Below are 23,686 nucleotides of genomic sequence, written 5' to 3' on the forward strand. Positions count from 1 at the left end.
CCTTCAAAACCGGCCTTGAATACTTCCATGCCGTCGCAGTCGGATGGAGCCTCAGAGATCCGTGCATGCCCTAGCGCGAAGGCGGGGACCCATAGCCACAACTGCGCGTCGCGGCCTTAACTGCGGCCCAGTCTTGCTTGATCACGTCCACCGGTGGTTATGGGTGCCGGCTCAAGGCCGGGACGACACACCGGTGTTACGGCCTAGGCGTGCAGCTTCTGCAGTTCCTTCAGAATTGCTTCGCCCATCTGCGTGGTCGAGGCTGATTTCGTGCCTTCGGACTTGATGTCTGCGGTACGCAGGCCGCTTGCGAGCACGGCGGCGATTGCGGCATCGAGCTTGTCGGCGAGCGCACCCATGTCGAAGGAATAGCGCAGCGCCATCCCGAAGGAAGCGAGCATCGCGATCGGGTTGGCGAGGCCTTGGCCGGCGATATCAGGCGCCGAGCCGTGCACCGGCTCGTACAGCGCCTTGCGCTTGCCGCTCTTGGCATCGGTCTCGCCCAGCGAAGCCGACGGCAGCATGCCGAGCGAGCCGGTGAGCATCGCCGCGATGTCGGAGAGCATGTCGCCGAACAGATTATCGGTGACGATGACGTCGAACTGCTTCGGCCATTTGACCAGCATCATGCCGCCGGAATCGGCGAGCTGATGCTCCAGCGTCACATCGGGGTATTCGCGCTTGTGCACCTGGGTGACGACCTCGTTCCAGAGCACGCCCGATTTCATGACGTTGCGCTTTTCCATCGAGGTCACCTTGTTGCGGCGCTTCTTCGCAAGGTCGAAGGCGACGCGGGCGATGCGCTCGATCTCGTAGGTGTCGTAGACCTGGGTGTCGATGGCGCGCTTCTGGCCGTTGCCGAGATCGGTGATGGTCTTCGGTTCGCCGAAATAGACGCCGCCGGTGAGCTCGCGCACGATCATGATGTCGAGCCCTTCGACCGCCTCGCGCTTCAGGCTGGAGGCATCGGCGAGCGCCGGATAGCATACGGCGGGCCGCAGATTGGCGAACAGGCCGAGATCCTTGCGCAGCCGCAGCAGGCCGGCCTCAGGCCGCACCTCATAGGGAACGCTGTCCCATTTCGGCCCGCCGACCGCGCCGAAGATCACGGCATCGGCAGCTTTCGCCTTGGCCATGTCGCCTTCCGAGATCGAGACCTTGTGCGCATCATAGGCAGCGCCGCCGACCAGCCCCTCTTCGGTCTCGAAGGTGGCGATTCCTTCCGCCTTGAGCCAGCCGATCAGGCGCTTCACCTCCGCCATCACTTCGGGGCCGATGCCGTCGCCGGGCAGGAGCAGGAGCTTGTGGGTCGCCATGGGGTGTTCGCCTTGAGATCTAAGGAAATCCGCGCGGAGTGCTAAAGCGCTGTTGCGCGGTTGGCAAGACACCATTCCCGGAGCTGGCCTGTGCAAGCACGGCCAGGCCTGCCACAATGCGGCCCTGCCGGAGTTCTCAGTGAAAGCCCCCGACCTTCCCCCATCTTCCGCGCACCCCGCGCGGCTGATTCTGATCCTGTCGCTGGCGCCGACCGCGGGGCTCGGCATCGGCCGTTTCGCCTATTCGCTGGTGCTGCCTGATATGCGCGAGCAGCTTGCGTGGTCCTATTCGGCGGCGGGCTTCATGAACACCATCAACGCCGCCGGCTATCTGATCGGCGCGCTGCTCGCCGCACGGCTGATCCGCCGCTTCGGGCTGGTGGCGTCGGTACGCTGGGGAACGCTGGCCTGCGTGGTGTCGCTCGCGCTTTGCGCCATCACCGCGAACTACGCGGTGCTGAGCTTTGCGCGGCTGCTCGCCGGCCTCGGCGCTGCTGCCGGCTTCGTCGGCGGCGGCGCGCTTGCGGCGATGATCGCGCAGACGCGGCCCGAGCGCGCCAATTTCCTGCTCAGCCTGTTCTATGCCGGACCCGGCAGCGGCATCCTGCTGTCGGGGCTGGTGGCGCCGTTCGTGCTGCAATGGTTCGGCCCGGGCTCGTGGTGGATCGTGTGGTGGGCGATGACACTGCTCGCGGCCATCATGACCATTCCGCTGTGGCTCGCATCCTTCCCGTCCGATGCCATGACCAGGCAGGAGACTTCGGCGAAGTTCGCGATCGCGTCGGTTGCGATCTATCTCGGCGGCTATTTCCTGTTCGGTGCCGGCTATATCGCCTACATGACGTTCATGATCGCCTATGTGCGCGACGCCGGCGGCGGCGCACTGGCGCAAAGCGCGTTCTGGAGCCTGATCGGGCTGAGCGCTTTCGTGACGCCGTGGGTGTGGCGAGGCGTGCTCGGGCTCAACCGCGGCGGGCTTGCCACCACGATCATCCTCGGCGTCAACGCGATCGGCGCTGGCCTACCGATTTTCGGACACTCGCCGCTGTTGCTTACGATCTCCGCCCTGGTGTTCGGCGTCGCCTTCTTCGCAGTGGTGGGATCGACCACCGCCTTTGTGCGCTTCAACTATCCGCCATCGTCCTGGCCGACCGCGATCGCCGCGCTGACGATCTCGTTCGGGATCGGCCAGACCATCGGGCCGATTGTCGTCGGCGCGATCACCGATGCTGTCGGCAGCCTGTCGGTCGCGCTGAACATATCGGCAGCGATGCTGGCGCTCGGCGCGATCCTCTCGGCGTTCCAGCGGAGGCTGGACGTGAAGGCGTAGGGACGACGTGGGAGAGTTCTGATTCAAGTTTCAATTGGATTAAGGAAAATCGCGCGAATCCTACGACGCCGTCATGCCCGGGCTTGTCCCGGGCATCCACGTCCTTTGCCCCGGTGGACGGGAGAGACGTGGATGGCCGGGTCAAGCCCGGCCATGACGGGGGAGAGGATTGCGCAATGCGTCCCCTGTCATTCCGGGGCGTCCAAAGGACGAGCCCGGAATGACGAAGGGAGAGAGTTCAACTCCCGCTAAACGAATTGTAGCCCTGGTCTTCCCAGTAGCCGCCCTTGTAGTCGTTGGTGACTTCCATCGAGATCACGTATTTCGGGTTCTTGAAGCCGAGCTTGGTCGGGACCCGGATCTTCATCGGATAGCCGTAGGCGCGCGGCAGGATCTCGTCGGCGAATTTAAAGGTCATCTGGGTCTGCGGATGCAGCGCGGTCGACATGTCCAGCGGCGAGTTGTAGCCGTCCTTGTCGGCGCACTGGAACCAGACATATTTCGCGCGGGTGTCGGCGCCGACGAGCTTCAAGAAATCGCGCAGCGGCGTGCCGGTCCAACTGCCGATCGCGCTCCAGCCCTCGACGCAGATATGGCGCGTGACCTGCTTGACCTGCGGCAGCTTGTAGAGTTCCTCCAGCGTCCACGGCTTCTTGTTCTCGACCAGGCCACGCACCTCCAGCTTCCAGTCCTTGCCGTCGATGTCGGGCGCTTCGTCGACATCGTAATAGCCATTGAACGGAAACGGCTTGGTGATGGCGCTTTCCGGAAACGTCGGCGCCAGCGCGTTCGGGTTGAACATCCAGGCCTGCACCGCGTCGTTGAACTTCGAAACCTGCGCCAGCATCGTTTCCGCCGAGGAACTGTCGATGACGTCGCAGCCGGTGAGCAGCGTCAGCGCCCCGAGGCTGGCGCCACCCGTGATGAAACGCCGGCGTGTCAGGTCAGGCATCAGCTTCACGGCGTCCTTGACCAGGAGCTTCTTGTCGACGCCGGGGATCAAGAGCTTGCGGATACGACCCATCGTCTTTCTCCCTTCTCAGCGGCCGATGATCATGGCGCGCAGACTCCTCGGCACCAGGATCGCCAGCGCGACATGGACAACGAGGAAGGCGACAATCAGCGCCATGCAGATGAAATGGACATAGCGCGCGATGTCATAGCCGCCGAACAGCGCGGTCAGCCACTGCAACTGCACCGGCTTCCAGATCGACAGGCCCGACAGCACGATGACCACACCGACGATGATGATGCCGGCATAGAGCAGCTTCTGCACGTAATTGTATTTGGCGAGATCGTCATGCGAGAGCTTGAAGGTCAGCGCCGCCTTGGTGTCCGAGATCACGCCGCTAGGGGTAATCGGCAGCAGCTTCTTGCGGAAGCGGCCGGTGAGGAAGCCAAGGACGAGATAGACCAGGCCGTTGACCATCAACAGCCACATCGCGGCAAAGTGCCAGAGTAGCGCGCCGCCGAGCCAGCCGCCGAGCGTGATGTTGCGAGAGAACGTGAAGTTGAACAGCGGCGAGGCGTTGTAGATCTGCCAGCCCGACATGATCATCAGGATCATCGCCACCGCGTTGATCCAGTGCACGATCCGGACCCAGGCCGGCTGGATCACCTTCGCCCTGCTGGCGGCGGCATGCTCGTTGCTGACTGCAAGGCTCGACATGGCTGTTTCCCTGCTCGGGGTTCGTTACCGATCTATACGCCCGGATCGGGGCCTTGTTACCGCGACACCTGGTACAAGTGCGATACGCACGTCGCTTCGCGGTCACAAAAAAGCGAGCCGGGTTTCCCCCGGCTCGCTGGTCCTTACGCTGCCTGTCGGGGGATGAAACAGGCGCGTGCGGTGTTACGAGGCGGGCATCAACACGGTGTCGACCACATGGATCACGCCGTTGGACTGGTTGACGTTGGAGATCGTTACCGTCGACCAGTTGCCCTTGGCGTCGCCGATCCAGACCTTGCCGTCCTGCTTCTTCACCGTCAGTTCCTCGCCCTCGACCGTCGTGAGCTTCTTGCCGTCGGCAAGGCTGGAGGCTTCATACTTCCCGGGCACGACGTGATAGGTCAGGATCTTGGTCAGCGTCGCCTTGTTCTCCGGCTTGACCAGGGTTTCCACGGTACCGGCCGGCAGTTTGCCGAACGCCATGTTGGTCGGCGCAAATACCGTGAATGGGCCCTTGCCTTCCAACGTGCCCACCAGGCCGGCTGCCTTCACCGCGGCGACGAGGGTGGTGTGATCCCTCGAATTGACCGCGTTCTGGATGATGTTCCTGGACGGGAACATCGCGGCGCCGCCGACCATCACGGTCTTTTCCTCGGCGAGAACCGGCGCCATCACGCTTGCGGTGAACGCCAGCGCACTGAACGCTGCGGCGGCGAGAAGTGCTGTACGTTTCAACATGGACAATCTCCCGTTTGGCTAACAATGACCGGCGGAGCTGCCGCCGGGATGAAAGGCAACGACGGTGCGGCTGTTCGATTGCGCCGTCGTTGGCCGCAGCTACGGGAGGGTTTTGGATGTGGTTTCGCGGGATAATTTATCGTGATGGCTGAAACTATCTGCGGGCGTGGCCGTGGGGGGTGCCGACCCTACGAAACTGGCGCCCGAGGTTCGTAGCCCGGATGGAGCGCAGCGCAATCCGGGGCCACTGTCGGCGGATGCACCTATCCCGGATTACGCTTCGCTCCATCCGGGCTACAAGGACCAGCGACTAATCCCTGCTCGCAGGGGTCTGGATGAAGCCGCGGTTGTGGGTCGGGCTGATCAGGATTTCGTTGACGCAGACCCGCGGCGGCAGGCTTGCGACGAAGGCGATGGTGCGGCCGACGTCCTCGGGCTGCAGCATCCTGGCCTGTTCGGCTTCGCTGGGCACCACCGGACGCAGTTTCAGGATCGGGGTTGCGACCTCGCCGGGCGACAGGCAGCACGCGCGCAGGCCGTTGGCGCATTCGTCCATGTTGAAGGAATGGGTCAGCGCCAGCACCGCATGCTTCGTCGTGGTGTAGGCCGGCCCCGGCATCTTCGAGACATGGCGTCCGGCCCAGGAGGCGACGTTGATGATGCAGCCGTCCTGCTGCTTGCGCATCGCCGGCAGCACCGCATGCATGCAGTAGAGCACGCCGTTGAGATTGATCTCGACCAGTCTGTCCCAGCCCTGAAGCTCCATGTCGGCCCAGCTCCGCTTCGGCACGTTGATGCCGGCGCTGTTGACCAGGAGGTCGATGCGGCCGTGGCGGCTGAGGATCTGCTCTGCGGCTTTGTTGACCTCGTCCTTGTTGCTGACGTCGAGTGGGATCGCCTCGGCCTTGCCGCCCTTTTTGGCGATGCTGGCGACTACCCGGTCCAGTTCCTCCTTGCGGCGGCCCGAGACCACCACCGTCCAGCCGTCGGCCGCCAGGAATTCCGCCCCGGATTCGCCGATCCCGGTGCCGCCGCCCGTCACCCAGGCCACGCGTTTCCCATTATTTGTCATGCAAACTGTCTCCGTTGCTTTCCAAAGGGCGTTTTTGCTAAGCCAGCCGCCGGATTTTCCCGGCCTTTCCGCCCTTCAGGGGATGTTGCATGAACACCGCCGCCAACGCCAACCTGTTTTCCCGCCTGTTCGACGGTCTCGACGATCCGAGCCGGCTCGCGATCGAGCAACTCGACGGCAGTCGGATCAGCTATGCGGACCTGATCGCGCGCACCGGTCAGATGGCGAACGTGCTGGTTTCGCGCGGGGTCAAGGTCGGCGACCGTGTCGCGGCGCAAACTGAAAAATCGGTGCAGGGCCTCGTGCTTTATCTCGCGACCGTACGCGCCGGCGCGATCTATCTGCCGCTCAACACCGCCTATACGCTGAACGAGCTCGACTACTTCATCACCGACGCCGAGCCGTCGCTGGTGGTATGCGACCCCTCCAAGGCCGAAGGGATTGCTGCGATCGCGGCGAAAGTCGGCGCCAAGGTCGAGACGCTCGGTGCTGACGGCAAGGGCTCGCTGACGGAGGCGGCCGACAAAGCGAGCCCGGAGTTCAAGACGGTGGCGCGCGGCAATGATGATCTCGCCGCGATCCTCTACACGTCAGGCACCACCGGCCGCTCCAAGGGCGCGATGCTGAGCCACGACAATCTGGCCTCGAACTCGCTGTCGCTGGTCGACTACTGGCGCTTCACCAAGGACGACGTGCTGATCCACGCGCTGCCGATCTATCATACCCACGGCCTGTTCGTGGCCAGCAACGTCACGCTGTTCGCGCGCGCCGCGATGATCTTCCTGCCGAAGTTCGATCCGGACCTGATCATCAAGCTGATGGCGCGCGCCACCGTGCTGATGGGCGTGCCGACCTTCTATACGCGCCTCCTGCAGAACCCCGCGCTGAACAAGGACACGACCAAGCATATGCGGCTGTTCGTTTCGGGCTCGGCGCCGCTGCTCGCCGACACCCACCGCGAATGGTCGGCCCGCACCGGACACGCCGTGCTCGAGCGCTACGGCATGACCGAGACCAATATGAACACCTCCAACCCCTATGACGGCGAGCGCGTCCCCGGCGCGGTGGGCTTTCCGCTGCCCGGCGTCTCCGCGCGCGTCACCGACCCCGAGACGGGCAAGGAGCTTGCGCGCGAAGAGATCGGCGTGATCGAGGTCAAGGGCCCGAACGTGTTCAAAGGCTACTGGCGGATGCCGGAGAAGACCAAGGCCGAATTTCGCGACGACGGCTTCTTCATCACCGGCGACCTCGGCAAGATCGACGCCAAGGGCTATGTGCACATCCTCGGCCGCGGCAAGGACCTTGTGATTTCGGGCGGGTTCAACGTCTATCCCAAGGAGATCGAGACCGAGATCGACGGCATGCCCGGCGTGGTCGAGTCCGCCGTCATCGGCGTGCCGCATGCCGATTTCGGCGAAGGCGTCACCGCCGTCGTGGTGCGCCAGCCCGGGGCCACGATCGATGAAGCCGCGGTGCTCAATGGGCTCGATGGCCGATTGGCGAAATTCAAGATGCCGAAGCGGGTGTTTATCGTCGACGAATTGCCGCGCAACACCATGGGCAAGGTGCAGAAGAATATTTTGCGGGATACGTATAAGGATATTTATTCGAAGAAGTAGGGGCGCACAGCTGCTCCGGGGGACAGAGCTTATGAACCGAGAGCAAGCAGAAGAGATCCACGAATATCTGCTTGACGTTGTTGAGTCGCTCGAGCGAGCAGAGGGAGCGATCTCCACCCTCGGTGAGGAAGCACGAAGGATGTTCGCCAGCGGTCTTGGGGCAGCCGCGATGCCGTGTACTACGAGCTACTGTTCGTGCTCTACAAGAAATTCCCGGATCTGAGACCGCCGGATAAAGAGCCTCCGCACATCCTCAGCACACTTCGCTGGGAAGAGGTTTCGCTTCCCTCTTCGATTTCCGAAGCCGATATCGATGCGATCATCTTTTCGGTGCTGCATTCTCAGTGGCGCAAGACGGCGGCGATCATTGGCTGGGCGCTCGATCGGTGTAGGGAACTGGGACTGGTGGTCAGCGATGAGGTTCTCGCTGCGCGGCTCGGCGCATTGGCCGAAGCCGACTGCATTGAGAGCCAAGGCGATCTCCGCATGTGGCGGCATAGTGAGGTAAGGAAAAAGCCGTCGAACTGACCGTCCGCCGCTGAAAGCGCAGTTCGGCAACTACTGCCCGCTCACGAGGCTGATCACGAACCGGCCGCCAACGATGAAGAGGTAGGCGCCAAACGCCATCTCCAGCGCCCGCTTTGACAGCGCATGCGCGACCTTCACGCCGAGCGGGGCGGTGACCAGCGTGGTCGGCATCACCAGGATGGCGCCGATCAGCGAGACATAGCCGAGCGCGAACGGCGCCTGCAGCGCGAGGATGTCGGGAAAGCGCGCCGCGGCCGGCCAGCCGGCATAGACATAGCCGAGTGCGCCGGGGATCGAGATCAGCACCGCGAGTGCCGAAGAGGTCGCGACCGCCTGATGGATCGGGCGGCCGTAGAAGGTCATCAGGAGATTGGCGAACAGGCCGCCGCCGATGCCCATCAGGGTCGAGAGCAGACCGACGAAGAAGCCGTAGACGCGCATCAGGAAGCCCTTCGGCAGTTCGTCGCCGAGCTTCCAGCCCTCGCGCGCCAATAGCAGCCGCGCCGCGGCCGACCAGGCCACCATCACGAACACGATCTTGAACAGCCGCTCCGGCGCAAACCGCGCGGTGACGCTGCCGGCGAGGACACCGAGCATGATCGGAATCCACCAGCGCTTCAGCACCTCCATGTCGACAGCGCCACGCCGGTAATGGGCGCGAAACGAACTGATCGAGGTCGGGATGATGACGGCAAGCGAGGTGCCGATGCAGAGCGGCATCCGCACCTCCACTGGCACCCCGGCCAGGCGGAAGCATTCGTAGAACACCGGCACCAGGATCGCGCCGCCGCCGATGCCGAACAGGCCAGCGAGAAAGCCGGACAGGGCGCCAACCGCGATCAGCAACAATGCGAGTTCAATGAGTTCGGTAAGATCGAGGCCAGCCATGATGTCCCTCGCGTCAGCGTTTAGTCTCTGCGGCCTTGCACGCGCAAGGCCGCCAGAGCTGCCACGGCTGGCGCCGCGAGGATCAGGCCCACCCCGAATACCGAGGGGTATCGATCGCCCGCCTGAGCCAGCATCGCGGCCCCATCCAGCAACAGCCCCGTAACCGCGAAAACAACCGGACCGATCAGGCCATCGGCCGATCGGTTGTGAAGCAGACGCATCATCCTGGGATGCGATACGAAGCCGGTACTCCATCCCATCTCAAATTCCTCCATATGACGGCTTCCCGAAGCCTAGACCCTTGTCGAAGGCGGGAGTATCTAGCCTCTTTGGTGGTTACCTTTGCGAATTTCGGAAGGATCGGATGGACCAGCTTTCGGCCATGGCGACCTTTGTGCGCGCGGTGGAGACGGGCAGCCTCTCGGCGGCAGCGCGCTCGCTCCCGAGTTCGCTGACCTCGGTCAGCCGCCAGATCTCCGCGCTGGAGCAGCATTTCGGCACCCGCCTGCTGCTTCGAACCACACGGCAGCTCGCGCTGACCGATGATGGCCGAATCCTCTATGAGCGCGCGAAATCGATCCTCGGCGAGGTCAAGGAAATCGAAGCCGCGTTGTCGCGCAACCGTCACGAGCCCTCGGGACGGATTCGCGTAAGTTGCCCCAGCCTGATGGGGCGGCTCGTGATCGCGCCGCTGCTCGCCGAATTCCTGCGCCGCTATCCACTGCTGTCAGTCGATCTGCTGCTGGTCGATCGCGCGGTCGACATGGTCGAGGAAGACATCCATCTGGCGATCCGCGTCGGCCGGCTGCGGGATTCGCAACTGGTCGCGCGCAAATTCGCCGACCTCAGGATGATCGTGTGCGCCTCATCCGCCTACCTCGCGCGCCGCGGCGTGCCGCAGACGCCGCGCGACCTCGCTAGTCATGACTGTCTCGTGTTCTCCGATGCACCCGGCAGCGCCGAGTGGCGCTTCGCGGAGAGCACGAAGGCAGACCGCAAAATCCGCATATCCGGTCGGCTCTGGATGAATAGCCTCGATGCGCTTGCCGCGGCGGCGAAGGAAGGCGCGGGCATTGTTCGCGTGCCGTCGTGGCAGGTCGACGCCGATATCAGGGCTGGCGCCTTGCGGCGCATCCTCGCCGACTACGAGCCGCCGCCCACGCCGTTGCACCTCGTGTTTCAGCCATCGCGGCTTGCGTCGCCAAAGACAAGGGCATTTGTCGATTATCTGGTTGAGCGACGGCGGGCCGCCGACCCGTTCGGCGCGCATACAGTCGCAGCCTTATAACGGAATCAGAATTCGTTTCTTGGACTGGATCGACCGCCCTGGTATACCAAGCCCCTGATCGGCTTGCTTCATCAATGGTGTAGCAATGAATACCCGTTCGTTTTGCAGGCATTTGGCCGTTGCGCTGTAAGGTTCGACTCCGTAAATAGAATTTATCTACCGCGCTCCCCGATGGGCCGGCCGCGGTCCCACCAAACTCAAAGTCGCTGATGACCGCCAGGATCGAACGACCGCTCTCGCCCCATATACAAACCTATCGCTGGACTCTGACGATGGCGCTTTCCATCGTCCATCGCGCCACGGGAATAGCGCTTTATGCCGGCACGCTGCTGCTCGCCTGGTGGCTGATCGCGGCGGCCTCCGGCCCCAGCGCCTACGCCAATCTGCAGGCGTTCACCGGCAGCTTCATCGGCAAGCTGATCGTGTTCGGCTACACATGGGCGCTGATGCACCATCTGCTCAGCGGCATCAGGCATTTCGTGTGGGACTTGGGCTACGGCTTCAAGGCCAATGAACGGGAAGCCCTGACCTGGGCCGCGCTGATCGGCGGCATCGTGCTCACGGTGCTGATCTGGATCATCGCTTACGCGATCGGAGGCGGACGATGAGCGACTCTCGTTCCTCGATGCGCACGCCGCTCGGCCGCGTCCGCAATCTCGGCGCCTCGCATTCCGGCACCACCGATTTCTGGCGCCAGCGCCTCACCGCTGTCGCGATGACGCTGCTGATCGTGCCGGTGCTGTTCGTGATCCTGACGCTGGTCGGCCGCAACCATGCGGGCGCGACACAGATCCTCGGCTCGCTGCCGATCGCGATCATCCTCTTGCTCTTCATCGTCGCCAGCACCTGGCACATGAAGATCGGCATGCAGGTCGTGATCGAGGACTATGTGCATAACGAGAAGCTGAAGCTCGCCAGCATCATGGCTAACAATTTCTTCTGCGCTGCGGTGGCCTTGGCCTCGATCTACGCGCTCCTTAAATTATCCTCGGGAGTATGAACCATGGCCGCTGAAGGTAACGGCAAGGCCACCAATGGCAGTGGCCCGGCCACGAACGGCAAAGCCTATCCGATCGAAGACCACACCTACGACGTCGTCGTGGTCGGCGCCGGCGGCGCCGGCCTGCGCGCGGTGGTCGGCTGCTCGGAAGCGGGCCTACGCACCGCCTGCATCACCAAGGTGTTTCCGACCCGCTCGCACACGGTCGCGGCGCAGGGCGGCATCTCGGCCTCGCTCGGCAACATGCATCAGGACGACTGGCGCTGGCACATGTACGACACCGTCAAGGGGTCGGACTGGCTCGGCGACCAGGACGCGATCGAATACATGGTGCGCAACGCGCCGGAGGCGGTCTACGAGCTCGAGCATTGGGGCGTGCCGTTCTCGCGCACCGAGGACGGCAAGATCTACCAGCGTCCGTTCGGCGGCATGACCATCGACTACGGCAAGGGCCAGGCGCAGCGCACCTGCGCTGCCGCCGACCGCACCGGCCACGCGATGCTGCACACGATGTACGGCCAGTCGCTGCGGCACGCCGCCGAGTTCTTCATCGAGTTCTTCGCCATCGACCTGATCATGGACGACCAGGGCGTCTGCCGCGGCGTGATCGCGATCAAGCTCGACGACGGCACGCTGCACCGCTTCCGCGCCCAGACCACGATCCTGGCCACCGGCGGCTATGGCCGCGCCTATGCCTCCTGCACCTCGGCGCATACCTGCACCGGCGACGGCGGCGGCATGGTGCTGCGCGCCGGCCTGCCGCTGCAGGACATGGAGTTCGTGCAATTCCACCCGACCGGGATCTACGGCGCCGGCTGCCTCGTCACCGAGGGCGCCCGCGGCGAAGGCGGCTATCTCGTCAATTCCGAGGGCGAGCGCTTCATGGAGCGCTATGCGCCATCGGCCAAGGACCTCGCCTCGCGCGACGTGGTCTCGCGCGCAATGACCATCGAAATCCGCGAAGGCCGCGGCGTCGGCAAGAAGAAGGACCACATCTACCTGCATCTCGATCATCTCGATCCGAAGGTGCTGGCCGAGCGGCTGCCCGGCATCTCCGAATCGGCGCGGATCTTCGCCAATGTCGACGTCACCCGCGAGCCGATCCCGATCGTGCCGACCGTGCACTACAACATGGGCGGCATCCCCACCAACTTCCACGCCGAAGTGCTGACCAAGCGGGACGGCGATGACAATGCGGTGGTGCCCGGCCTGATGGCGATCGGCGAGGCCGCGTGCGTCTCCGTGCACGGCGCCAACCGGCTTGGCTCCAACTCACTGATCGACCTTGTGGTGTTCGGCCGCGCCGCGGCGCTGCGCTGCGCCGAGAAACTCACCGCGAACGCCAAGCAGCCGGAGCTGCCGAAGGATTCCGCCGAGATGGCGCTCGGCCGGCTCGATCATTTCCGCTACGCCTCGGGCGGCACGCCGACGGCGAAGCTGCGCGACAGCATGCAGCATGTGATGCAGACCAATTGCGCAGTGTTCCGTACCGGCGAAGTGCTGCAGGAAGGCAAGAACCTGATCCACAAGGTGCATGGCGGCATTGGCGACATCGCCGTCTCCGACCGCTCGCTGGTGTGGAATTCCGACCTGATCGAGACTCTGGAATTCGACAATCTGATCGTGCAGGCCGTCGTCACCATGGATTCGGCGGCCAATCGCACCGAGAGCCGCGGCGCGCATGCGCGCGAGGACTTCCCGGATCGTGACGACAAGAACTGGATGAAGCACACGCTGGCCTGGCTCGATCAGAAGGGCAACACCACGATCGAGTTCCGCCCGGTGCACGATTACACGATGACCAACGACGTGCAGTATATCCCGCCCAAGGCGCGTGTGTACTGATCGCGCGCGTAGTGATGACGACAGCGAAGGCTTGCAAGCATGGTTGAATTCGCGCTTCCGAAGAACTCGAAGATCTCAGGCGGCAAGACCTGGCCGAAGCCGGCCGGCGCCACCGAGACGCGCGAGTTCAAGATCTATCGCTGGAATCCGGACGACGGCAAGAATCCGAGCGTCGACACTTATTATGTCGACACCAACGATTGCGGACCGATGGTCTTGGACGGCCTGATCTGGATCAAGAACCACATCGATCCGACGCTGACCTTCCGCCGCTCCTGCCGCGAGGGCGTGTGCGGCTCCTGCGCCATGAACATCGACGGCCAGAACACGCTCGCCTGCACCAAGTCGATGCACGACGTCAAAGACGGCGCGGTGAAGGTCAACCCGCTGCCGCACCAGCCGGTGGTGAAGGACCTTGTCCCCGACCTCACCAATTTCTACGCGCAATACGCCTCGATCGAGCCGTGGCTGAAAACCACAACGCCGACGCCGCAGAAGGAATGGAAGCAGAGCCACGAGGACCGCGAGAAGCTCGACGGCCTCTACGAGTGCATCCTCTGCGCCTGCTGCTCGACCTCGTGCCCGAGCTACTGGTGGAACAGCGAGCGCTTCCTCGGTCCCGCCGCGCTGCTGCAGGCCACGCGCTGGGTCACGGACAGCCGCGATGAGGCCACCGGCGAACGGCTCGACAATCTCGAGGACCCGTTCCGGCTCTATCGCTGCCACACCATCATGAACTGCGCCAAGGCCTGCCCCAAAGGCCTCAACCCCTCCGAAGCGATCGCCGAGCTCAAGCTGAAGCTGGTCGAGCGGCAGATGTAAGCCGCCGGCGAACGTTATAGGGAGGACTGTCGGGAGACAATATAGTTCTTCTTAAACAAAACAGTTCTTCCTAAACAATAATGTTCTTTCAAGGTGAGACGGGCGATCGCGGAAGCACTCGGGTCGGGCATCGTCGGGTCAGCACCGTCCCAACGCCATCCGCTGGCGATGAGGACTGAGCCGCGAAGGCTCGCATCACGCCATGGAAGAGTATGTCGAGATCAAATACGTGATGACGGCGGAGATTTGAGAGTCGGCCGTATTATTATGCTGACACACTTAGGCCGGGACGATGACGGTTTAAGAGTGGGGCGGGCGGTAGGCGCGTGGCTCTTTCTACTGCGTTGCCGCTCGGCGAGGTTTATTTTCTGTTGGCGCCCCCAAAGGCGGCCAATTCCACGAATTTTTTCTCTCGCTGGTCTAGTACCTGAGCAGGCCTTGTTGATGGGGGGTGTCAAAGGCTGACGGAGATCGATCCTTAGTACCAGATGCCTTGGAATTCGACCTTCCGCAGTTCCTTGATCAAGGGGACCAAGGCTTCGGTCGGCACCCGTCCGTCCGTCAGGTGGTCCAGTAGCTCATGAACTTGAAGCACACGCGGCATCCCCGCTTCGTCGTATAGCGGTTCGTCGATCTGCCACGCGAATTCTACGAATGGTGACACAACTCGCCATTCGATCGATTTGGCCCAAGACACGTCGAAATTCGTGCCCTTGGGTTCTTTCGCGACTCGCTCCGCAAGCGACCGCGCCTGGTCGACCTTCTCGAGTATGAACTTCTTTCTCTTGTCGAAGACGCTCGATTTCCCCACTTCGAAGTCGAGCGGCATTTCGTAGGAGAAGCATTCGATCAAAACGAGCCGATCGCCTATCCGGACGGCGGCATCGGCTTCGCGCGGATTCCCGCTCTTCCATTTGAGATCGCCTTCGAGGCAGAGATCGAGCCCGCGAGCCCGGATCGCGTTGCGTACCGAGTTCTCAAAGCTCTCGCCGCCACCGGCCGCCTTGCGGAGGCCGACGAAGACCGTCTGTAGTGCCGGAATGATCGCCGCCAGATCGATCATGAGCTTGCCCATGGATGGAATAAGAATCGGGCGCTTGCCGCCGCTCCAAAGACCGATGTTCTGCTGAGCCGCTTCGCTCAATGATATGAATTCGACGGCTTTGCGCACCTCCTCGACGGCAAATGCCTTTTCGTGCCCCAATTGCTTCGCGAACCAAACCGCTTCATTCGCGAACTCGTCTGGGTCGAAGTTGACCATCGTGTAACCGCGAAACATCACGTTCGTGAAGTTGTTCATCGTCCTGTCGCGCCGTTGCGCCCACGTCGAATTATGCATCGTGATGCCGACATACGTACCGAAGAACGCCGCAGCCCATACGGCCAACAGCACCGCATCGAAATCGATCCCGTACTTCAACTTGAACGGCTCAACCATAAACGCGTTTTCCTTTCGGAATTGAACCAACGAGAACGTGCCGATCTCGAAGTTAGTGGCACCGTACCCGCGAGCGATTCGACCGGTGGCGCTGTTCCAGGCTGGATATTCCTCGGTCTTAGGGTTCGGTTTCATCTGCGCGAACTTGATCGTGTCGCCGCGCTCGGCTTCGCCTTCGCCGGCATTTTCTTCGTCGAGCCACGTACCAAGCCGAGTGCGAAAGCCAAAGTTTTCAGCGTTCCTCTCGTCGTACAGCTCGAACGAGAGCGGATTGACGCCGCTGTCCTTATAGCGGTGCGAACCGAGCGTAGCGTCCCATTTGACTATCGATCCTTTCCCGATAGATCGCATCGCCGCAGACGCCCACCAGTATTCGTAGCAAAGCCCCTCGATGGCGAAGACGTCAATCAAATCGGATCGGCGGAAGTCCGTCATCACGATCTGCTCCGTTTCGCGCAGAGCCTGGTATGCCTTCTTCGCCTTCAACTTTCCCCCATACACTTCAGCCATGGCTTCATACCAAGCGCCGTCGAGGAGGGTCTGCAACCTAGTGCGGCGGACGGGACCGAGATCGTCGGTTCTGTCCAGCGCGCCATGCTTCGCGTAGGCGAGCTCCGCGATCCGGCGTACCAACATCACGGTCGTGTCGTCGTTCTTGAGTCCGTGCGCCTCCGCGAGCATGGGGCGCAAGCGCCGGTGGAGATGAAACCAAAATCCTGGAGAGTGACGGCGAACGAGCTTTGCGATCTCCGCTTCGATCTTATCGAGATACGCGCGATAGATCAGCCACGCCGGATCGCCTGCGGCCTCACCCAGCGCGAGAAGTTGGGGTGCCAACTCACGCTGCCGAAGCTCGCGAGGAATGTCGACAAGGTGCCGACGAATCTCCCCGTGATGCTTCATCATCAGATACGGAAACGTCTGCGAGTAATAGAACTGAGTAACGACAAGCGGCCCCTCTCCGGCCGCCTTTGTTTGAATGTTCATACAATGCCGTCCCGTGATCGCTAGTCGCCGGATGCGACGCGGCGGTCGAAAGCTCTTTCAGTAGCAATGGTTTAGGCAAAAAACATAGCAGTTATCATGGGGGGCGTCGACTCGATATTTTGCCGGTGGCTCCTGTCGAGAACGGAAGACTTCGAACGCGCGCGTCCAACAACGAAGCGCACTGAACTCGCCAAGCATCCGGCGCGCCGCGTGTCGCAAGACAACTCACGGCGACGCCGGCGATCGAGCGCCATGTCGATGAGGCGTAACCTGTTCAAGGGATCTGACCTCTGGCAAGACGTCCGAGACCCGACGTTGGTTTCCGCGGTCCAAATCACGACCGGTGCAGAGTGGTTTGCTCCCGAGGGAACGAGATCACCCAGCTTCGCGCGTGCGAGGTCGTAGACGTCGAAGGAATTCCCCTGCATCGGCATCACGCCCGAGGCGGGCATCGTGAAGACAGCGAAGAGGCGGACCGTGCCGCTGCACCCTCATCTGATCGAATGAAATTCGTGGAGTTCGCGCATCAGAAGAAGGGGCAGACGCCGCTGTTCTATTCGTTGAAGCGGCAGCGCAACCCAAGCCGCAAGAATCCGACCTTCGCGTCGGTCGGCAATAAGCTCGCGGCCTGGGTGCGCGTATTGGGGATCAAGGATCCGACGGTCGCGCCGAATCACGGATGGAGGCACAGATTCAAGACTGAGGGTCGCCGTGCCGATATGATCTGGCTGATCCTCGACGCGATCCAGGGCCATGCGCCCCGCACCGATGGCGAGAACTACGGCGAGGTGCCACCCGACGTAATGCGTTCGGAAATCCTGAAGTATCCACGGTATCAGATCGTCGCGGGCAAGCGTCGGGACAGGCGGCGCCGAGACCATAAGGAGCGGACCGAAGCGGTCGTGCCGTCGTAGGACTCGAGGCGCCCACGCAGTCGCGCCTCTCAAGATCTAACGTCAGATAACCACTCCTACCGACACAAGCTCAACCGTGGCGATACGAATAGCCATCGGGTCCATAGGTGATGACTTCGCCGGTCTGCGCATTTCCCAGCCATCCGGCGGAACATCGTGTCCCTTCATAGGCATCCTATCTTGGATCGTCAGCGCATCGACGCCCTTGTAGACGAACAGTCTCACGTCGGAAGGGGACTTCGCGTCGTTCCTCATCGCCATCGCTCTGATCGCCAATTCTCGCATAGTCACTTTCGTCTCCATCCCGCAAATGGAGGCATAGCCGGGCCGCCACTGTGGTTTTGAACCGCACCGGAAGGTTAGCCTAGTTCGCCGCCACATGCTTGTCGAACCTCACCGCAAGCCGATTGCGATCCGGCCGATCCTCATAGAGCCTGGGTGGTCTGATCCGGATGCCGCCGCAGCCCTGCGCGAGGACCCTCGGAAACAGCGACTTGCCGCAGCCCGGCGGCGAGTGGACGCAGATGCGGCGGTCGACGTCGCGCCAGGGAATCCTCGAAGCGTGGAAGTCGGCGATGTCGCGGGCGAGCGCGAGGCCCCAACTCCGCGCTTCGCCGTATTCGATCGCAGGGCGTGCCGTGCTATGAGACCCGGGCCTCCATCACGAATCCGACCAGTGCAGCCGATGACAAAGCCCTCCCGACCCAGCGCGCAGACCTTCGCACAGTTCATGGCAAGTCTTCCGAGGGAAGAAATAGACCGTATCAACGAACTGAACCGCAAGGAAGCCTTGGAGCAGCACAAGGCATTCAGCGAGGCGTTCAAAGCCGGCTCATGCAGCTTCTGCGGCGGCACCTTGGCGAGCTTCGACGCCGACCAGCCGTGCCGGCACTGGCTCCTCAAACCCGAGGGCGTCCGCAAAGAACATATCGAACTCCTGGCCACGCAAACGAGCTGGAGCGTCCTCGAGAACTACGCGCGCTGGGTCGCCAACGAGGAAGCCTTCGCCCAAAACATCAACGATCTAGCCGACGAAGGCACGGGCAAGCTGCTCGAGCTTACCGTCAAATACAGGAATCTGGAGTGGTCGTTCTCCTGTGGGGCGACGGATCTTGCCGGACACGAGGGCGGGGGCGAGCACTCGAAAGTGCCTCATTGGCATTTCCAGATGTACGTCGATGGCAAGCCGTTCGTCCGCTACAACGACTATCACCTGCCGCTGTCCGAAGCGGACGCGGGCTTCCTGGAGTTCATGCGCACCCACCCCGGCAAGGTCCACCGGAGGCTGGCCGGCGGCGCCGGCATGAGCGAGGTGCTTCACGAGTCGATGCTCGAGGCGCTCGTTACGCAAGGCCGATCCGGGGCCACCGATCAGGAAGCCGAGACCGCGCCAATCAAGCTCGATACCATCATCATGGCCGACCCTGGCACGACCATCAGCGGGGAGGATATCTACAATCTGCTCCAAGCAGCTCGCGCGGAGGGCGTCACTGCGACGAGCAAAATGCGCGAACTGAAGAACGTGAAGGTGCGTACCGCGGTTTCCGCCGGCCCGGGGGTCGTACGACAGGCGCCGCGTTCGGGACGCAAACGGCGCCGGGACAACGAAGCCAACGAGCGCGATCGCGCCTGGCGCGAGGAGCGAAAGCGCGAGACCTGAAGCGCCGCGCTTTCGATCAGCCGGGATCAGGAGGCTGGCAGCCGCTCTAGTGCTTCCGCCTGTAAGCCCAAGAGTTGTCCTTCTCCTCCATCATCTCCGCATCGGTGAAGGTGAGCAGGGTGAGAATCTCGTCATTGGGCAAAGGGAACGTGTGCTCGAGCATCTCATAACGCTCCGCACCACGGCGATCGAACCAAGCATCGGCGCCGATCTTCCTCGGATGGGTTTGCTCGACCTTCGAGCCGTAAAGCGTCTCGAACGCGTAACTTTCCCGATCCAGTTCGTCACGCGGAAACCAGTGATCGGGAACGCACGGAGGTCGCAGAAACCATCGGCGACCCTTCTGACCATGGCACACCAACATGGCATGAAATCTGTTGCTCTGAACAAGGCGAATGGCGGTCGCGGTTCGGCTCGCCTTGAACGCGCTCGCGATCTCGCCGACCGTCTTCAGGTTCAGCGTCTTGTACTGACCCAAGATCGGCAAAAGGATGTATGCGGGAAGAAGCAGCTCCGAAGCGAATTGATCCGCGACAAACTCGGGATCAGTCGCTCCCTTCCGGAATCCGCCGAAATTCCCGATATCGCTCGAGCGGCAGACGAGAAGCTGACCGCGATGGTAGGTCCAATGCCCGATCTCATGTGCCACGGAGAACCTTCGCCGTTGCGGCATCTTCGTGCTGTCGACGGAGATGATAGCCTTGTCGCCACACCCGCAAATCCGGGCTTCGCAGGACTTCAGCGGACGATATTTGACTTTCGCGCCGACGCTCCAGGCAACGGCCTCGAGGTCGATATCTTCGGGCTTTTCGATTCCCAACGATCGCAACAAACGCTCGGGCGCCGAGTAACTCATTAGGGTCCCTCTTCGTCCTCCCCCGGAATTGCACCCAATTCGATGAAGTCGGCCAGTATCCCTTCGGCATCGTCGTCCAGCGATCCCGACTCGTTGCGGGCCGCCATGGTCAATTTGCTCGCCGCTGTCCGGTTCCGCCGAACATCGTCGGTGTTTTTCGCCACCCGCACGGGCGCCGAGGCGCCAACTGCTCGGTTTCGGGTTGAGACCTTTTTTGCAACTTTCCGTTTCGTTGCCATCATCTCATCTCCTCGCGCAAAAGCGCGTTAGATCGGGACATCATCATAGTCGAATCCCATGTTGGACGCGGCATTGATGACCCCGTGGTAGTCAATGCAGTCTCGAACACGCGGCTGCAGGCCCGGCGCGCCGACGCAGGGCGATGTGGCCAACGGTCCGCCCGGCGCCGTCGGTGGACGGGTAGGGTCGGTGGTATTGGTGATGCCGTTCCAAGGCCACATGGTGTCGTTCAGTCTGTGGCCCGGCCGACTGGTCGGTTTTTCATCGAACGACGACGCGACTCCCGGGTCGGAGCGGCCGTTCTGACGTTGCCATTTTGCCCACAGCCGATCGACGTTGCAGTGAAGCAGGAAAAACAGCGGATCTTTCGCCGCCGTCGGCGGATCGTGGATGAATCCGCCAAAGCTGGTATGCGCGAGCCCGTGCGGGTCAGCTTCCATGCCCCGGAACGTCTTGAACAGAGAGCCCAGCGCCAGCGTTTGCGCCTCGTTCATGGGATTCGGCGGAGCCTGCGAGGTGGGAAAGTCCGGCGTGCGACTGATTCCCAGGGTGCTGTCCGTTTTCCAGAATTCCAGCGGGTTGCCATTGCGGAATTTCACAGTTCCATTCGCGTCGGACTCGCCGAGGAAGTCGCGTGTGAAAATATTCGGAGCAGGTTGGTCGAAGCGCCAGTAGGGCAGCGCCACGCTCGGATCGATCGCCTGAAGCTCGCGCTCTAAGTCGAGCAGATAGGCGCGATGCCAGGGCAAGAAGCCGGGCGCGAAGTGCGCCTGTAAGAGGTTGGGATCTTTGTGCATATTGTTGAAATCCGAGTACCGCCCGAGCCCCTGATTGTTGAGCTTGGCGTACGCCGCGACAAACCGATCGCGCTCGCTGTTCGTGAGTTTGTTGGCGTTTTTGCGGATGCGCACCATCAGCTCGGCAGACCCGACCAGCGTGTTTCCCACTCGCGCCTCGATCTTGACGTCGCCGTTATTGCTGCTCGGCTGGCCGAATTTCCCGGCCGTGAAGAATGGAACCGTCGCGCCGTTGGTCGGTACGGTCAGAGTGAGAGTGCTTGCAAACGCTCCGGTTGTGCCGCTGCGGAATCTCACCGCGCCGCCGTTTGCCGACGATACATCGGCGATCTTTACGCTGACGGTTGGTGTATTGCTGCCGGAGGGATTGGTCACACGAATCCGGCACTGAGATGGAGACCATGTAACAAACCGTGCCTCTGGAGTATTGCTATTATTAATTTGCAGTTCGACGTCCATGATTATGCCCTCCCCAAGTCTGGACGGCCTAAGCGGCATTCTCTGCGAGCAACAAGCTAAAATTACAACCCTGTCTTGCAGATAGCAAGACGTTCAGTCGGAGCAGGTCAGCTCATGGCCCGTTTGAGACAGTTCGGCCGGCGGCGACCATGTCCGGTCCCAGAGGAAGACCGGACGCGTATGAGAGATGGTTAGATCGACGCTTTTGACCCTGGCTGTGTAAAAACGCGAAAGATCGAAACGCGGTGAGAATTACATTCTTCAGTTCGCTCTTAAAATTGAGTGCGCTTGCGAGTTTAAGCGCTAAGAGAGTCTTGGACGAACAACTTCTTCTATCCCCGCAAGCGTCTTGACGTTTTCACACAGCCAAGACCCTAAGCCGATAGTTGGATTGTCGATCGATATCCCTGTCGCGGCAGCCGTGCGTTCGCTGCAGCGGCGAAGCTTGCCCGCTCTGCCGCCGCAGCCGTTGGCACTTAGCCGGCGCGAACGTAGCCGTAGCGGAGATTCGAGGGCTGCTTCGCAGCTTGCGTGTACTCGTTCTTGAGCGCTGCGAGGCGGTCCTCGGAAAAGGCCGGCATCCCGGTGTTATCGGCCGCCTTCAGCTTAATCTTGTAAAACCTGGTTGCGTTGCCCGCGAAAATCAGCTGCTTGGTGCCGCTGTTAGCATCGCCGAGCGGCGCAAAGCCGTACTTCTTCTGCATGTCCTCCGGGATTTCGAGCCGGCGTAGCGCCTCGATCTGCCACTGCGGCGAGCCGTACCAGACCGAGTCGGTGCCCCACATGACGTGGTCGACCCCCATGCCCTTGATCAGCGTTCCCACCAGGGCCGCGCAGAATTTCGGATGCGCAACGGCCGAGTTGGCAAAGGACGTGCCGAGCTCGGCATAGACATTGGTGACGCCGAATTTCCGCGGGATTTCCGCGAGATCCGAGGCCCACTGGATGCGACCGGTCTGCTCGAACTCCGCCCACGCCTTGTCCGGCAGCTCGAGGAATGGCCGTAGCGCCGAGTGATAAATCACGAAGTTCATCTGCGGCCAATCCTTGGCAGCCTTTCCGATGTCCCACGCGGTTGCGTATTCCCATACGCCGGCGAACGACTTCTCGTAATCGGGCGGCAGCAGCCCCTTGTGGATACAGAGCGTATTGATGCCGGCCTTCACCGCTTTTTCGTAGAATGGATACATCAGCTGCTCGTCGTCGAGCCGCCATGGGAACTTGGAGGGCGCCAGCGGATCGCCGATTGTGTAGGACTTCCAGGAATCCGGCTTGTAGACGTCGATCGCCTTGTCGACCTCCTCCATCCAGCCGGGCTGCTTGGGGGTGATGACACTGTGCGCCAGCAGGCGGCGCGATCCGGCGAAGTCGTTGATGAGTTCGCGCGCCTTGACGATCTGCTCGTTTGACAGAAGCCACCAGCTTGGATCGTCGAACGGCGCGCCGCTCAAGAGTGCCATGTTGGTGTCGCTGTCGTAGTAGATCTCTTTCACGTAGTTCTGAAACTTGTAGCGGGAGAGCGAGGAGACGCCTTCCTCCTTCATCTTCGGGTTCCAGTGCTGGCTCGCAAAGTCCGCCAGCCCCAAGAGCTCCTTGTGATCGAAGTCGTCGCGCACGAAATGGGTCTGGACGTCGAAGATGAACTGGCCGGCGAGGGCTTGCGCGCGCGCCAGCGTCAACTCGGGCTCGCGAGCCTCTGCGGGCGCGACCTGGAAAACATTGCCATAAATGTCGTTCATAGCGAGGAATGCCGCCGCCATGCCGCAACTCGTGTGCAGGAACTGCCTGCGGCTCAAGCCGAGGTGCTTGCCGTTCACGTCGGCGAGCTCGTTGATCCGTGCCTCGACCTTCCTTTGCGTAGCGCTCTGCGGGGGCGGGAGATACTCTCCGTTGGAAACAATCTGAGTGGGAATCGGCGTTGCCGCCGATGCCGCCTCCGCGCCCGCGACGAGACGCTGTTCTCGTTCACTAAGCCAGGTGCCCATTGTTCTCCTCCCTTTTGGCCATCGCCAGTACCGGTCAGCGCGCGCATCAGGCTGCGCGGTTGGCCACTCCCGATCCGTTAGGCGGACCGACTAGCCGTACCCTCCCTGTTCAGCTCTCCCTGTTCAGCTACGTATGAAGCCGTCACACTCGCCGAGGCGACGCTCTTCATCGCTTTATCGTGCGAGAGGGCAGGCACACTCGAAACACTACTTGCGGTAGTGACGTATCATCGCG

Annotated in this window: 23 protein-coding genes; 10 read left to right on the forward strand and 13 right to left on the reverse strand. The window is 62.1% G+C overall.

What is annotated here, in order from left to right:
- Positions 1 to 203: 203 nt before the first annotated feature.
- On the reverse strand, positions 204 to 1,316 hold the full coding sequence (gene leuB, locus ACZXDY_RS35385; RefSeq protein WP_464348708.1) for a 3-isopropylmalate dehydrogenase: 1,113 nt from the start codon (positions 1,314 to 1,316) through the stop codon (positions 204 to 206).
- A gap of 139 nt (positions 1,317 to 1,455) precedes the next feature.
- On the opposite strand from leuB, the gene ACZXDY_RS35390 reads away from it, so the two are divergent.
- Positions 1,456 to 2,646 (forward strand): YbfB/YjiJ family MFS transporter, encoded by a 1,191-nt coding sequence (locus tag ACZXDY_RS35390; protein ID WP_464348709.1) that lies wholly within the window; start codon positions 1,456 to 1,458, stop codon positions 2,644 to 2,646.
- Positions 2,647 to 2,884: 238 nt separating this feature from the next.
- On the opposite strand, the gene ACZXDY_RS35395 is transcribed toward ACZXDY_RS35390, so the two are convergent.
- The 4 genes from ACZXDY_RS35395 to ACZXDY_RS35410 form a co-directional block, all read right to left on the reverse strand.
- Positions 2,885 to 3,670 carry a molybdopterin-binding protein gene (locus tag ACZXDY_RS35395; protein ID WP_464348710.1) on the reverse strand — a complete coding sequence of 262 codons (786 nt, stop codon included), beginning with the start codon at positions 3,668 to 3,670 and terminating at the stop codon, positions 2,885 to 2,887.
- A 15-nt stretch (positions 3,671 to 3,685) separates the two neighbouring features.
- Positions 3,686 to 4,315: a cytochrome b/b6 domain-containing protein gene (locus tag ACZXDY_RS35400; protein ID WP_464348711.1), complete on the reverse strand. Its 630-nt coding sequence runs from the start codon at positions 4,313 to 4,315 to the stop codon at positions 3,686 to 3,688.
- Positions 4,316 to 4,498: 183 nt separating this feature from the next.
- Positions 4,499 to 5,053, reverse strand: coding sequence for a fasciclin domain-containing protein (locus ACZXDY_RS35405; protein WP_464348712.1), 555 nt, complete (start codon positions 5,051 to 5,053; stop codon positions 4,499 to 4,501).
- A gap of 310 nt (positions 5,054 to 5,363) precedes the next feature.
- Positions 5,364 to 6,125, reverse strand: coding sequence for an SDR family oxidoreductase (locus ACZXDY_RS35410; RefSeq protein ID WP_464348713.1), 762 nt, complete (start codon positions 6,123 to 6,125; stop codon positions 5,364 to 5,366).
- A gap of 89 nt (positions 6,126 to 6,214) precedes the next feature.
- On the opposite strand from ACZXDY_RS35410, the gene ACZXDY_RS35415 reads away from it, so the two are divergent.
- Together ACZXDY_RS35415 and ACZXDY_RS35420 are read left to right on the forward strand one after the other, a co-directional pair.
- Positions 6,215 to 7,744, forward strand: coding sequence for a malonate--CoA ligase (locus tag ACZXDY_RS35415; RefSeq protein WP_464348714.1), 1,530 nt, complete (start codon positions 6,215 to 6,217; stop codon positions 7,742 to 7,744).
- A gap of 195 nt (positions 7,745 to 7,939) precedes the next feature.
- Positions 7,940 to 8,272, forward strand: a complete 333-nt coding sequence (locus ACZXDY_RS35420; protein WP_464348715.1) for a DUF3658 domain-containing protein — start codon at positions 7,940 to 7,942, stop codon at positions 8,270 to 8,272.
- A gap of 30 nt (positions 8,273 to 8,302) precedes the next feature.
- On the opposite strand, the gene ACZXDY_RS35425 is transcribed toward ACZXDY_RS35420, so the two are convergent.
- Together ACZXDY_RS35425 and ACZXDY_RS35430 are read right to left on the reverse strand one after the other, a co-directional pair.
- Entirely contained in the window at positions 8,303 to 9,163 is an 861-nt protein-coding gene (locus ACZXDY_RS35425) for a sulfite exporter TauE/SafE family protein (protein ID WP_464348729.1), read from the reverse strand.
- Between the two features lie 17 nt (positions 9,164 to 9,180).
- The gene (locus tag ACZXDY_RS35430) at positions 9,181 to 9,435 is read right to left on the reverse strand and encodes a hypothetical protein (protein ID WP_464348730.1); all 255 of its coding nucleotides are present in this window, start codon (positions 9,433 to 9,435) and stop codon (positions 9,181 to 9,183) included.
- An 89-nt stretch (positions 9,436 to 9,524) separates the two neighbouring features.
- On the opposite strand from ACZXDY_RS35430, the gene ACZXDY_RS35435 reads away from it, so the two are divergent.
- The 5 genes from ACZXDY_RS35435 (at position 9,525) to ACZXDY_RS35455 (ending at position 14,115) form a co-directional block, all read left to right on the forward strand.
- On the forward strand, positions 9,525 to 10,448 hold the full coding sequence (locus ACZXDY_RS35435) for a LysR family transcriptional regulator (RefSeq protein WP_464348716.1): 924 nt from the start codon (positions 9,525 to 9,527) through the stop codon (positions 10,446 to 10,448).
- A 209-nt stretch (positions 10,449 to 10,657) separates the two neighbouring features.
- The gene (sdhC, locus tag ACZXDY_RS35440; RefSeq protein ID WP_028165151.1) at positions 10,658 to 11,056 is read left to right on the forward strand and encodes a succinate dehydrogenase, cytochrome b556 subunit; all 399 of its coding nucleotides are present in this window, start codon (positions 10,658 to 10,660) and stop codon (positions 11,054 to 11,056) included.
- Positions 11,057 to 11,073: 17 nt separating this feature from the next.
- A complete protein-coding gene (gene sdhD / locus ACZXDY_RS35445; RefSeq protein ID WP_130229006.1) occupies positions 11,074 to 11,448 on the forward strand; it encodes a succinate dehydrogenase, hydrophobic membrane anchor protein in 375 nt (124 codons plus the stop codon).
- Between the two features lie 3 nt (positions 11,449 to 11,451).
- Entirely contained in the window at positions 11,452 to 13,293 is a 1,842-nt protein-coding gene (gene sdhA, locus ACZXDY_RS35450; protein ID WP_028165153.1) for a succinate dehydrogenase flavoprotein subunit, read from the forward strand.
- 39 nt (positions 13,294 to 13,332) lie between these two features.
- On the forward strand, positions 13,333 to 14,115 hold the full coding sequence (locus tag ACZXDY_RS35455; protein WP_028165154.1) for a succinate dehydrogenase iron-sulfur subunit: 783 nt from the start codon (positions 13,333 to 13,335) through the stop codon (positions 14,113 to 14,115).
- Positions 14,116 to 14,593: 478 nt separating this feature from the next.
- On the opposite strand, the gene ACZXDY_RS35460 is transcribed toward ACZXDY_RS35455, so the two are convergent.
- Positions 14,594 to 16,540 carry a hypothetical protein gene (locus ACZXDY_RS35460; RefSeq protein ID WP_464348717.1) on the reverse strand — a complete coding sequence of 649 codons (1,947 nt, stop codon included), beginning with the start codon at positions 16,538 to 16,540 and terminating at the stop codon, positions 14,594 to 14,596.
- A gap of 512 nt (positions 16,541 to 17,052) precedes the next feature.
- On the opposite strand from ACZXDY_RS35460, the gene ACZXDY_RS35465 reads away from it, so the two are divergent.
- Positions 17,053 to 17,454, forward strand: a complete 402-nt coding sequence (locus ACZXDY_RS35465) for a site-specific integrase (protein WP_464348718.1) — start codon at positions 17,053 to 17,055, stop codon at positions 17,452 to 17,454.
- Between the two features lie 42 nt (positions 17,455 to 17,496).
- Here ACZXDY_RS35465 and ACZXDY_RS35470 read toward each other — a convergent pair whose 3' ends face one another.
- Complete coding sequence (locus tag ACZXDY_RS35470) at positions 17,497 to 17,745, reverse strand: hypothetical protein (protein ID WP_464348719.1); 249 nt, start codon at positions 17,743 to 17,745, stop codon at positions 17,497 to 17,499.
- Positions 17,746 to 18,139: 394 nt separating this feature from the next.
- Between ACZXDY_RS35470 and ACZXDY_RS35475 the strand changes: the two genes are divergently transcribed.
- Entirely contained in the window at positions 18,140 to 19,114 is a 975-nt protein-coding gene (locus ACZXDY_RS35475; RefSeq protein WP_464348720.1) for a hypothetical protein, read from the forward strand.
- Between the two features lie 46 nt (positions 19,115 to 19,160).
- Here ACZXDY_RS35475 and ACZXDY_RS35480 read toward each other — a convergent pair whose 3' ends face one another.
- The 4 genes from ACZXDY_RS35480 to ACZXDY_RS35495 all read right to left on the reverse strand — a co-directional run bounded on the left by ACZXDY_RS35480 (position 19,161) and on the right by ACZXDY_RS35495 (position 23,451).
- A complete protein-coding gene (locus tag ACZXDY_RS35480; protein ID WP_464348721.1) occupies positions 19,161 to 19,970 on the reverse strand; it encodes an ImmA/IrrE family metallo-endopeptidase in 810 nt (269 codons plus the stop codon).
- Positions 19,970 to 20,212, reverse strand: coding sequence for a hypothetical protein (locus ACZXDY_RS35485; protein ID WP_464348722.1), 243 nt, complete (start codon positions 20,210 to 20,212; stop codon positions 19,970 to 19,972). The genes ACZXDY_RS35480 and ACZXDY_RS35485 overlap by 1 nt, the downstream gene beginning before the upstream one ends.
- Before the next feature lie 24 nt (positions 20,213 to 20,236).
- Positions 20,237 to 21,466, reverse strand: coding sequence for a tyrosinase family protein (locus tag ACZXDY_RS35490; protein ID WP_464348723.1), 1,230 nt, complete (start codon positions 21,464 to 21,466; stop codon positions 20,237 to 20,239).
- A 476-nt stretch (positions 21,467 to 21,942) separates the two neighbouring features.
- The gene (locus ACZXDY_RS35495) at positions 21,943 to 23,451 is read right to left on the reverse strand and encodes an amidohydrolase family protein (protein ID WP_464348724.1); all 1,509 of its coding nucleotides are present in this window, start codon (positions 23,449 to 23,451) and stop codon (positions 21,943 to 21,945) included.
- Positions 23,452 to 23,686 lie beyond the last annotated feature (235 nt).

The organism is Bradyrhizobium sp. LeoB3, from assembly GCF_055456055.1.